Origin of the sequence: Geobacillus sp. Sah69, from assembly GCF_001414205.1 — a bacterium.
Classification (GTDB): Bacteria; Bacillota; Bacilli; order Bacillales; family Anoxybacillaceae; genus Geobacillus; species Geobacillus stearothermophilus.
The window spans coordinates 1-11839 of the sequence record NZ_LLKS01000065.1 but is presented as its reverse complement, the minus strand read 5'-3'; the positions used below and the strand labels follow the sequence as shown (position 1 = coordinate 11839).

Below are 11839 nucleotides of genomic sequence, written 5' to 3'. Positions count from 1 at the left end.
CGGCGCAGCTTCCCGGTCATCGAGACTGGACGGAAAGGAAGGGCGAGACGGATGAAGCCAAAGCTGTCGCAATGGAAAGAGTTGCTGGCCGCCCGGCATCAACCGAAGGCTGCGGCCGGAGAACTTGAAGCAGAAGCGGGTGAATGCCGGGCGGCGGACGTGCCGTTTGCTGAGCAGTGGCGACAATGCGGCGTTGTTCCGCATTCGTTTGACGGCGATTATTGTCTTGTCCGCGAGACGGTGTACCCGCTTGATCACGAACATGGCCGCTATCGGCTCGGCGCGTTTTATGAGGTGCACCGGCGCTGGCAGGAGGCGCCGTTTTCCCACCCGCTCTCGTGCCGCGGGTTTGCCGTTGGCGACTTGTTCTTTTTTGACACGGAGACGATGGGGCTTTCAAGCGGAGCGGGAAATGTCATGTTTTTGCTCGGCCATGCCCGCTTTGCCGGTGATTGCGTCATCGTCCGCCAGCATTTTTTGCCGCATCCCGGAGCGGAAGTGGCGCTGTATCAAAGTTTCTTATCCGATGTCAACTATACGACGCTTGTTACGTACAATGGAAAAGCGTTCGACTGGCCGCGGCTGAAAACGCGCCATGCCCTTGTCCGTGACATGGTGCCGAAGCTGCCCGCGTTCGGTCATTTCGATTTGTACCATGCCGCCCGCCGATTATGGAAAGGCCGGCTCGATTCGCTGCGGTTGGCTGAAGTGGAGCGGCATATTCTTGGCGTCAAACGGAACGATGATGTGCCTGGTTTTTTGGCGCCGATGATGTACCAAGCGTTTTTGCAAACGCCCCATCCTGACCGGATCATGCCCGTTTTGCGCCATAATGAGCAAGACGTGTTGTCGCTCATCGTGTTATACATTCATTTGTCGATTCAGCTGCTTGACGCAAACCAACTCACCGATCCAGGCGAACAGCTGGCCGCTGCCCGCTGGTTGGAAACGGTCGGGGAGACGGCGGCCGCGCGGGGCGTCTATGAACAAGCGGGCGCCGGGCAGGCGAAAGAAGCGCATGTGGCGAAGTGGCAACTGTCGCTTTTATATCGGAAGGAAAAACGGTATGACGAGGCGGCGGCGCTTTGGCGCGACTTATTGGAGTGTGGCGTCTATTGGAAGATGAAAGCGGGCCTTGAGCTGGCGAAAGCGTACGAACATTATTTCCGTGACCTTGATGAAGCGCACCGTTATGCGGCGGCGGCGTATGAGGCATGGCGGTCGCTTGCCAGGGCGAGCCGGCAGGCGGCGGACGGGGAGGAGCGGGAGTGGCGCAAGCGGCTTGAGCGGCTTATGCGCAAGAAAAACAGGCCGGGAAAATGAGACGCCCATTTCCCCGGCAAGCGCAAAATGTGACAGAAACAGAAAAATTCCTGCTCTTTTTTTGTTGCGAATCTTGTAGAAAAATAAAAAAACGTGTACAATGGCGTCGGAATGAACGAAAACGAGGGCAGGGAGAAGAATGTGATGAGGAGCATGTACAAAAAAATTTTGTACCTCTTTTTTATTGTCGTCGGCTTGACGTTTGTCGTGTTCCATTATGTTTATTAACGGTTTCAACATGATGCCCGAGATGACCGGCGCCGCGTGGGCGGGGCTGAAGAAGCGGATTCGGTTTGGCAGCGCCGCCGTGCAAAATGGGTATCTACACTAGTACGAGTTCGGTTCGTTCATCATAGGCTAGTATTGCAAACCAACAGTCTAGATGAAAGGAGAAGGATGCCTATGCATTGCCCGCCTTATGTAACGGCGCCGATTGTTCATCCGCCTCAATGCTGCGTCCAACATCATTTTCAAGCAACGATTGTGCCGCATATCCATCCGTCGCATACGATGCATGTGTATCACCAATTGTATGAACATCACCATTATTTCCCGCATACGGAATCGGCCGTCGCTCAGGCTGCCAACCGGCACCTGTATTGCCCAGGGCCGATGCCGCCGTTCCCGGTTGGATATTAAACAAACGGACGAAGGGGCCGCTCGCCGGCCTCTGTTTTTTGTCAAACGGTGTCCGGACCATGCGCTGGAACATCCGTTTTCAAGTATGAGGGGATGGATGGAATCATTTCCTTTTATTCGGTTTCGCGACCGGAATAAAGAAAGTGTGAGTAAAATATTTGTGGGTGACATTCAGGAATGATTCCCCGACGAGGGTTGCGAACTTTTGTTCGCGACGCTCGTCGGGGCCACCAAGCGAAGCGCGGTAGAAAAAAGCAAATGTCATGCAAAAAGGACTCTCTCCCTGCTATGATGGTGATGACCAACATCCATAAAACAGGAGGGAGAGAGTCCATGAAACATCTTACCACAGAATGGCCTTTATTAAAAGAGCTGGAGGAACAATTAGTCAGAACTCTTCAAAAGGTGTTCGCTGTCTTGTTGGCGGCCCTTTTGGAGGAGATTGATCAACAACTGGCGGAAGCGCGGGACAAGCGCCGGTATCAGCTGAAAGACAAACGGCCGACYACGATCCAAACGCTGTTTGGAGAAGTGACGTTTCGACGGAACTACTACTATGACCGGCAAACGGGGAACTATACCTTCTTGCTGGATGCCGAACTGGGCTTTGATGGAGCGCAGTCGATCAGCCCTTGCCTCGAGGAAACGGCGGTCGAGTTGGCCGTAGAGTGCTCTTCCTACCGCAAAGCGGCCCGTACGTTGGAGTCGATCGTGGGGTATGCGGTCCTAAGCCACGAGGCGATTCGCCAACTGGTGCTGGAGGCCCCTGTCTCGCTGCACCRCCCTGTTTCCCAACGGCACGGCCGGGTGCTGTTTGTGGAGGCGGATGGACTGTTTATTTCCCGCCAGGGGAAAGGGAAACGGGCGAAAGAAGAGAAAATCCTGGCGGTTCACGARGGATGGAAACGAAACGGTTCGCAGCTCGAGCTCGTGAACCGGCGCCACTACCTCCATGAAGGGGAGGGAGACGTGTGGGAACGGTTTGAAGAGTGGCTGATGAACGAATATGCCTATGACCCGTGCCGGGACCTTTTGATCATCAACGGCGACGCGGCGTCGTGGATCACAGCCTGCCGGGAGTATTTTGGAAAGCGAGCCTGCTTTCAGCTGGATCGATTTCATGTGGCGCGGGAGCTGCGTCAGTGTCTGTCCGGCCATCCGCGTTGGCGGGAGGTGCGGAAGAAGCTGGCGAAACAAGACGAAGAGGGACTTCTGGTGGAGCTGAACAGCGCGGTCGGCACGTTGGAGGACGAAGCGAAAGAGAAGCAGATGGCTGCCATGATCCGTCGGATCGAGTCGATGCCGGGATGCATCCGGGACTATCGGGAGTGGCTGTCGGAGCAAGGGGTGGAGACGACCGGCATGCGTCCGATGGGCCACGCCGAGAGCGTGATGAGCCGGTTTGCGCATCGGGTGAAATCCCGCCGCAGCTGGAAAGACCAAGGGCTTCGGGCGTTTCTGAGGGCGATGGCAGCCCGAATCGACGGGATTTGGCGGAGAAATGGGCAGTTGGTGGAGGAAGAAGAGACCCGAACGGCAGCCTCGGCCTCGACGAAGTCCAAGCGGGTTGAACAGGCCAAACGGAAGGCAGGACGGTTGTGGGCAGATGTGGTGCGTCAGAATCTACCGTGTCTGCAGCGGTCATCCGGGACGCCGATCCATCAAGCGTTGTCGGCGCTTCGGGATTTTGGTTGGGTGTAAAAAAATGGAATACAATATCATCACTTCAAGATGAGGGATGAGAGTCCGAAAGCGCTTACGATATCAATTCCTGAAAATGGTTCGCTAACTAGTGATTGACAACACCCGTAGTGAACCGAAAAAATGTTCTCCACAAAGTCTTGACTGACTCCCGCCAAGTAAAAATTATTGAAAAAAGCCATAATCATTTGCATAATATAACTACGAAACCGTTTTATAACGAAAAATTTTTTTGCCTTTAAAAAGGAGGATGACGAAATGGTGCAGCCGTACAGACACGAGCCGCTCACAGATTTTACCGTGGAAGCAAACCGCGAGGCGTTTTTAGCAGCGCTCAAAAAAGTGGAATCGGAGCTTGGGCGCGATTATCCGCTTGTGATCGGCGGCGAGCGGGTGATGACGGAAGACAAAATCACGTCGATCAATCCAGCGAACAAAGCGGAAGTCATCGGCCGGGTGGCGAAAGCGACCAAAGAGCTGGCGGAGCGGGCGATGAAAACCGCTGATGAGGCGTTTCGCACTTGGAGCCGGACGAGCCCGGAAGCGCGGGCCGATATTTTGTTCCGGGCGGCGGCGATCGTGCGCCGGCGCAAGCACGAGTTTTCCGCTTGGCTGGTGAAAGAAGCGGGCAAACCGTGGCGTGAAGCGGACGCCGATACCGCGGAAGCGATCGACTTTATGGAATATTACGGACGGCAAATGCTGAAGCTGAAAGACGGCATTCCGGTTGAGAGCCGTCCGGGGGAAACGAACCGGTTTTTCTACATTCCGCTTGGCGTCGGGGTTGTCATTTCGCCGTGGAACTTCCCGTTTGCCATTATGGCCGGAACGACGGTCGCTTCGCTTGTCACGGGCAATACGGTGCTGTTGAAACCGGCAAGCGCAACGCCGGTCGTGGCGTATAAATTTGTGGAAGTGTTGGAAGAAGCGGGGCTTCCGGCTGGTGTGTTGAACTATATTCCGGGCAGCGGAGCCGAAGTCGGGGATTATCTCGTCGACCATCCGCGCACACGATTTATCAGCTTCACCGGATCGCGGGATGTCGGCATCCGCATTTATGAGCGGGCGGCGAAAGTGCACCCAGGGCAAATTTGGCTGAAACGCGTCATCGCGGAAATGGGCGGCAAAGACGGCATCATTGTCGATAAAGAAGCGGACCTCGAACTGGCGGCGCAATCGATCGTGGCGTCGGCGTTTGGCTACTCTGGGCAAAAATGCTCGGCGTGCTCGCGCGCCATTATCGTCGAAGATGTGTATGACCAAGTGTTGAATCGCGTTGTCGAGCTGACGAAGCAGCTCAACGTCGGCGATCCGGCGGAGCAAGCGACGTTTATGGGGCCTGTCATCGACCAAGGGGCGTACAACAAAATTATGGAGTATATCGAAATCGGCAAGCAGGAAGGCCGTCTCATGACCGGCGGGGAAGGAGACGACTCGAAAGGGTTCTTCATCCAGCCGACCGTGTTTGCGGATGTCGACCCGAACGCGCGCATCATGCAGGAGGAAATTTTCGGACCGGTCGTGGCGTTTGCGAAAGCGCGCGACTTTGACCATGCGCTTGAGATTGCGAACAACACCGAATACGGTCTGACAGGAGCCGTCATCTCGCGCAATCGGGCGAATCTTGAAAAAGCGCGGCATGAGTTCCATGTCGGCAACTTGTACTTCAACCGCGGCTGCACAGGGGCGATCGTCGGGTATCAGCCGTTTGGCGGCTTCAACATGTCAGGCACTGACTCGAAAGCGGGCGGCCCGGACTATTTGATCCTCCATATGCAAGCGAAAACCGTATCGGAAATGTTTTAAACCAAAAAAGGGCGGCGGCGTCCGCCCTTTTATAGCGAAGAAACGCAGATAAGGAAAGGAGCGGTTGATGATGGCTACGAAGTCCGAACAGCTCATTGAACAGACGGAGCGATACGGAGCACGAAATTATCATCCATTGCCGATTGTCATTTCCGAAGCGGAAGGGGTATGGGTGAAAGACCCGGAAGGCAACCGCTATATGGACATGTTAAGCGCCTATTCGGCCGTCAACCAAGGACATCGTCATCCGAAAATTGTGGAGGCGTTGAAGCGGCAAGCTGACCGCGTCACGCTCACATCGCGCGCCTTCCATAACGACCAGCTCGGCCCATGGTACGAAAAAGTGTGCCGGCTGACGAAAAAAGAGATGGTGCTGCCGATGAACACCGGCGCCGAGGCGGTAGAAACGGCGCTCAAGGCGGCGCGCCGCTGGGCGTATGACGTGAAAGGCGTCCCTGACAATCAGGCGGAAATCATCGTTTGTGAAGGCAATTTCCATGGCCGGACGCTCGCCGCGGTGTCGTTGTCGTCCGAACCGGCTTATAAACGCGGTTTTGGTCCGCTTTTGCCCGGGGTGAAAATCATCCCGTACGGGGATATCGAAGCGCTCAAGGCAGCGATGACACCGAATACGGCGGCGTTTCTTGTCGAACCAATCCAAGGGGAAGCCGGCATCCGCATCCCGCCGCAAGGCTTTTTAAAAGCGGCTTATGACGTGTGCAAAGAACACAACGTGTTGTTCATCGCCGATGAAATCCAAACCGGGCTAGGACGGACGGGGAAGTTGTTTGCTTGCGACTGGGAAAATGTTGTGCCTGATATGTATATTTTAGGGAAAGCATTGGGCGGCGGGGTGTTCCCGATTTCGTGCGTCGTCGCCAACCGCGACATTTTGTCGGTGTTTGAACCGGGCTCGCACGGGTCGACGTTCGGCGGCAATCCGCTCGCTTGCGCGGTGTCGATCGCGGCGCTTGAGGTGATCGAAGAAGAGCGCCTGGCGGAGCGGTCGCTTGAGCTTGGCGAATATTTTTTGGCAAAGTTAAAGCAAATCGAAAACAAGGACATTAAAGAAATCCGCGGCCGCGGCTTGTTTATCGGTGTCGAGCTGCATGGACCGGCGCGTCCGTATTGCGAAGCGCTGAAAGAACAAGGGCTGCTTTGCAAGGAGACGCATGAGACGGTCATCCGTTTTGCGCCGCCGCTCATTATTACGAAAGAAGAGCTCGACTGGGCGATTGAGCGGATTGTAAAGGTGCTGTCCCAACCGGCTGCGGTTTAAAAAAGTGGAAAAAAGGTGTCCCGAAAGTACAGCGGGGCGCCTGTGTGAGTAAAATATTTGTGGGTGACATTCAGGAATGATTCCCCGACGAGGGTTGCGAACTTTTGTTCGCGACGCTCGTCGGGGCCACCAAGCGAAGCGCGGTAGAAAAAAGCAAATGTCATGCAAAAAGGACTCTCTCCCTGCTATGATGGTGATGACCAACATCCATAAAACAGGAGGGAGAGAGTCCATGAAACATCTTACCACAGAATGGCCTTTATTAAAAGAGCTGGAGGAACAATTAGTCAGAACTCTTCAAAAGGTGTTCGCTGTCTTGTTGGCGGCCCTTTTGGAGGAGATTGATCAACAACTGGCGGAAGCGCGGGACAAGCGCCGGTATCAGCTGAAAGACAAACGGCCGACCACGATCCAAACGCTGTTTGGAGAAGTGACGTTTCGACGGAACTACTACTATGATCGGCAGGCGGGGGCGTATACCTTCTTGCTGGATGCCGAACTGGGCTTTGATGGAGCGCAGTCGATCAGCCCTTGCCTCGAGGAAACGGCGGTCGAGTTGGCCGTAGAGTGCTCTTCCTACCGCAAAGCGGCCCGTACGTTGGAGTCGATCGTGGGGTATGCGGTCCTAAGCCACGAGGCGATTCGCCAACTGGTGCTGGAGGCCCCTGTCTCGCTGCACCRCCCTGTTTCCCAACGGCACGGCCGAGTGCTRTTTGTGGAGGCGGATGGGCTGTTCATTTCCCGCCAGGGGAAAGGGAAACGGGCGAAAGAAGAGAAAATCCTGGCGGTTCACGAGRGATGGAAACGAAACGGTTCGCAGCTCGAGCTCGTGAACCGGCGCCACTACCTCCATGAAGGGGMGGGAGACGTGTGGGAACGGTTTGAAGAGTGGCTGATGAACGAATATGCCTATGAYCCGTGCCGGGACCTKTTGATCATCAACGGCGACGCGGCGTCGTGGATCACGGCCTGCCGGGAGTATTTTGGGAAGCGGGCGTGCTTTCAGCTGGATCGATTTCATGTGGCGCGGGAGCTGCGTCAGTGTCTGTCCGGCCATCCGCGTTGGCGGGAGGTGCGGAAGAAGCTGGCGAAACAAGACGAAGAGGGGCTTCTCGTGGAGCTGAACAGCGCGGTCGGCACGTTGGAGGACGAAGCGAAAGAGAAGCAGATGGCTGCCATGATCCGYCGGATCGAGTCGATGCCGGGATGCATCCGGGACTATCGGGAGTGGCTGTCGGAGCAAGGGGTGGAGACGACCGGCATGCGTCCGATGGGCCACGCCGAGAGCGTGATGAGCCGGTTTGCGCATCGGGTGAAATCCCGCCGCAGCTGGAAAGACCAAGGGCTTCGGGCGTTTCTGAGGGCGATGGCAGCCCGAATCGACGGGATTTGGCGGAGAAATGGGCAGTTGGTGGAGGAAGAAGAGACCCGAACGGCAGCCTCGGCCTCGACGAAGTCCAAGCGGGTTGAACAGGCCAAACGGAAGGCAGGACGGTTGTGGGCAGATGTGGTGCGTCAGAATCTACCGTGTCTGCAGCGGTCATCCGGGACGCCGATCCATCAAGCGTTGTCGGCGCTTCGGGATTTTGGTTGGGTGTAAAAAAATGGAATACAATATCATCACTTCAAGATGAGGGATGAGAGTCCGAAAGCGCTTACGATATCAATTCCTGAAAATGGTTCGCTAACTAGTGATTGACAACACCCGTAGTGAACCGAAAAAATGTTCTCCACAAAGTCTTGACTGACTCAAAGCAAGTTAATACGTTGTGGTGGAGAAGCGGAGACCCACACATATTCCTCGTTGATGGGCGGGAAGTGTGCGGGTTTTTGCTTTTTCGCCCAACGGTTCATTCTCCGGAGGGGCTGGACAAACAGGAAATGGAAGAAGAAATCACGAAATGAAGAAAAGGGGGAAGAGAACAAATGTCGCCATTTTTAGGGGAGCTCATCGGCACGGCACTGCTCATCATTTTCGGCGCGGGTGTATGCGCCGGGGTCAACTTGAAAAAATCATACGCGGCCAACTCCGGCTGGATTGTTATTACGATGGGGTGGGGGTTGGCGGTGGCCGTGGCCGCATACGCTGTCGGCCAGTATAGCGGCGCCCATCTCAATCCAGCGCTGACAGTCGCGTTGGCGCTCGCCGGTGATTTTCCGTGGAAAGACGTGCCGGGCTATATTACGGCGCAAGTGCTTGGAGCCGTCATGGGAGCGGTCATTGTCTACCTCCACTATTGGCCGCATTGGAAAGAAACGGACGACCCGGGCGTCAAGCTTGGCGTGTTTGCGACAGGTCCGGCCGTGCCGAATGCGGCTGCCAACTTGCTTAGCGAGATCATCGGCACGTTTGTGTTGGTGTTGGCCATCTTGGCCATTGGCGCCAACCAGTTCGCCGATGGGCTTAATCCGTTTGTCGTTGGTTTTTTGATCGTGGCGATCGGCCTGTCGCTCGGCGGCACTACGGGATACGCCATTAATCCGGCCCGCGACTTTGGGCCTCGGTTGGCCCACTTTTTGCTGCCCATCCCAGGGAAAGGATCATCAAACTGGTCGTACGCATGGGTGCCGATCGTCGGACCGCTGCTTGGCGGCGCGCTAGGCAGTTTGGTGTATAAAGCTGTTTTCTTGGGAAAACCGTCAGGCGCATTATGGGGAGTGCTGGCGGCAACGGCAGCCGTTTTGGCGGCGGCGAAGATGACAAACGGAAAGACAGTGAGCGCCACAAGCCGCCGTTCTCTGTAGCTGGCATATGGGGATTGCAAGCTCATCAAGGAGAAGGGGGAAGAAGGTTATGAATCAATACATGTTAGCCATCGACCAAGGCACAACGAGCTCGCGCGCGATTTTGTTCAATCAAAAGGGCGAAATCGTCCATATGGCGCAAAAAGAGTTTACGCAATATTTTCCGCAGCCCGGCTGGGTCGAGCACAACGCCAATGAAATTTGGGGCTCGGTGCTCGCCGTCATCGCGAGCGTCTTGTCCGAGGCGCAAGTGAAGCCGGAACAAGTGGCGGCGATCGGCATTACGAACCAGCGGGAGACGACGGTGGTGTGGGAGAAAGACACCGGCAACCCGATTTACAACGCCATCGTCTGGCAGTCGCGGCAGACAGCCGATATTTGCGATGAACTGAAGGCGAAAGGGTATGACCCGCTATTCCGCGAAAAAACCGGCTTGCTTATTGACGCCTATTTTTCCGGGACAAAAGTGAAATGGATTTTGGATCATGTCGACGGAGCGCGCGAACGGGCGGAGCGCGGCGAATTGCTTTTCGGCACGATCGATACGTGGCTCATTTGGAAGCTGTCTGGCGGCCGCGTCCATGTAACCGATTACTCGAACGCGTCGCGCACATTAATGTTTAACATTCATACGCTCGAGTGGGATGACGAGCTGCTTGATATCCTAGGCGTACCGAAGGCGATGCTTCCTGAGGTTCAGCCGTCGTCGGAAGTGTACGCGAAAACCGCCCCTTATCACTTCTTTGGCGTCGAGGTGCCGATCGCGGGAGCCGCAGGCGACCAGCAGGCGGCCTTGTTCGGGCAGGCGTGCTTTACGGAAGGGATGGCGAAAAATACGTACGGCACCGGCTGCTTTATGCTCATGAACACCGGGGAAAAGGCGGTCGCGTCAAAACACGGGCTGCTCACGACGATCGCTTGGGGAATAGACGGCAAGGTCGAATACGCCCTTGAAGGCAGCATCTTCGTCGCCGGTTCGGCCATTCAATGGCTGCGCGACGGCTTGCGGATGATCAAAACGGCGGCGGACAGCGAAGCGTATGCCGAAAAAGTCGAGTCGACCGACGGGGTGTATGTCGTACCGGCGTTCATCGGGCTTGGCACGCCGTATTGGGACAGCGAGGTGCGCGGGGCGGTGTTTGGCCTCACGCGCGGCACAACGAAAGAGCATTTCATCCGGGCCACCTTGGAATCGCTTGCTTACCAGACAAAAGATGTGCTCGCCGTCATGGAAGCCGATTCCGGCATCTCGCTGACCACGTTGCGCGTTGACGGCGGGGCGGTGAAAAACAATTTCCTTATGCAATTCCAGAGCGATTTGCTTGCCGTTCCGGTCGAACGTCCGGTTGTGAATGAAACGACGGCCTTGGGTGTGGCGTATTTGGCCGGGCTGGCGGTCGGCTACTGGAACAGCCGAGATGACATCGCCGCCCAATGGCAACTCGAGCGCCGGTTTGAGCCGAAGATGGATGACGACAAGCGAACGATGCTCTACGATGGCTGGAAAAAAGCGGTGCGGGCGGCGATGGCGTTTAAATAACTATAGGGAACAAAGCAATAATCGATCGTAAATGGGCGGCCGCGGTCAAGCTGTGTCCTTTTCCACTTTTTTGTTCATTGCTTAGGCAGATGTTCCTTTCGTGGAGCATCTGCTTATTTATCTTAATTAGGCGAGAAGACTCCCACTTCAACGAAGCGAAGCGGAGTAAGTGGGAGATGAATCGCCTTAACTATATTTTGCTGAAAATAGGATAGATTCAGTAAAATATAGTATCATATAGTTAGATGGGAGGTGAAAACATGTATTTTTGTATCAAACAACAGCTAAATGGTTTGACCAAAGAAGAATACTTGACTCTTCGAGAACTGTGCCATATTGCCAAGAACATGTACAACGTCGGATTGTACAATGTCAGACAATACTATTTTGAACACAAGGAATTTCTTAATTATGAGAAAAATTATCATCTTGCMAAAACTAACGAAAACTATAAGCTGTTAAACAGCAACATGGCACAGCAAATTTTAAAAAAGGTCAATGAAGCCTTTAAATCTTTCTTTGGTTTGATCAGTCTTGCCAAACAAGGAAAATATGACCACAAGGCTATCAGTATTCCAAAATATCTTAAAAAAGATGGCTTTCATTCACTGATCATTGGCCAGATTCGTATAGACGGCAACAAATTCACGATACCGTATTCTCGCCTATTTAAAAAGACTCACAAGCCTATCACGATAACGATTCCGCCTGTGTTACTGGACAAAAAGATTAAGCAGATTGAAATCATTCCTAAGCATCATGCCAGGTTCTTTGAGATTCAGTACAAATATGAAATGCCTGAAGAT

At 54.6% G+C, this 11839-nt stretch carries 8 protein-coding genes and 1 pseudogene; all 9 read left to right on the top strand.

Going from position 1 to position 11839, the window contains the following annotated elements; genetic code table 11:
* Nucleotides 1-51 precede the first annotated feature (51 nt).
* Complete coding sequence (locus tag AP057_RS14175) at nt 52-1323, top strand: ribonuclease H-like domain-containing protein (protein WP_055359033.1); 1272 nt, start codon at nt 52-54, stop codon at nt 1321-1323.
* Between the two features lie 402 nt (nt 1324-1725).
* Nucleotides 1726-1962 (top strand): CotD family spore coat protein, encoded by a 237-nt coding sequence (locus AP057_RS14170; RefSeq protein WP_033009240.1) that lies wholly within the window; start codon nt 1726-1728, stop codon nt 1960-1962.
* 333 nt (nt 1963-2295) lie between these two features.
* Nucleotides 2296-3663: an ISLre2-like element ISGsp3 family transposase gene (locus AP057_RS14165; protein WP_055359032.1), complete on the top strand. Its 1368-nt coding sequence runs from the start codon at nt 2296-2298 to the stop codon at nt 3661-3663.
* A 258-nt stretch (nt 3664-3921) separates the two neighbouring features.
* Complete coding sequence (gene pruA / locus AP057_RS14160; RefSeq protein WP_055359031.1) at nt 3922-5469, top strand: L-glutamate gamma-semialdehyde dehydrogenase; 1548 nt, start codon at nt 3922-3924, stop codon at nt 5467-5469.
* Between the two features lie 70 nt (nt 5470-5539).
* Entirely contained in the window at nt 5540-6748 is a 1209-nt protein-coding gene (locus tag AP057_RS14155; RefSeq protein ID WP_049626654.1) for an ornithine--oxo-acid transaminase, read from the top strand.
* 232 nt (nt 6749-6980) lie between these two features.
* Nucleotides 6981-8348 carry an ISLre2-like element ISGsp3 family transposase gene (locus tag AP057_RS14150; protein WP_055359030.1) on the top strand — a complete coding sequence of 456 codons (1368 nt, stop codon included), beginning with the start codon at nt 6981-6983 and terminating at the stop codon, nt 8346-8348.
* 326 nt (nt 8349-8674) lie between these two features.
* Nucleotides 8675-9493, top strand: coding sequence for an MIP/aquaporin family protein (locus AP057_RS14145; RefSeq protein WP_033015552.1), 819 nt, complete (start codon nt 8675-8677; stop codon nt 9491-9493).
* A 49-nt stretch (nt 9494-9542) separates the two neighbouring features.
* On the top strand, nt 9543-11033 hold the full coding sequence (gene glpK / locus AP057_RS14140; protein ID WP_055359029.1) for a glycerol kinase GlpK: 1491 nt from the start codon (nt 9543-9545) through the stop codon (nt 11031-11033).
* A 260-nt stretch (nt 11034-11293) separates the two neighbouring features.
* Nucleotides 11294-11839, top strand: a pseudogene (locus AP057_RS14135) (RNA-guided endonuclease TnpB family protein); the annotation flags it as partial.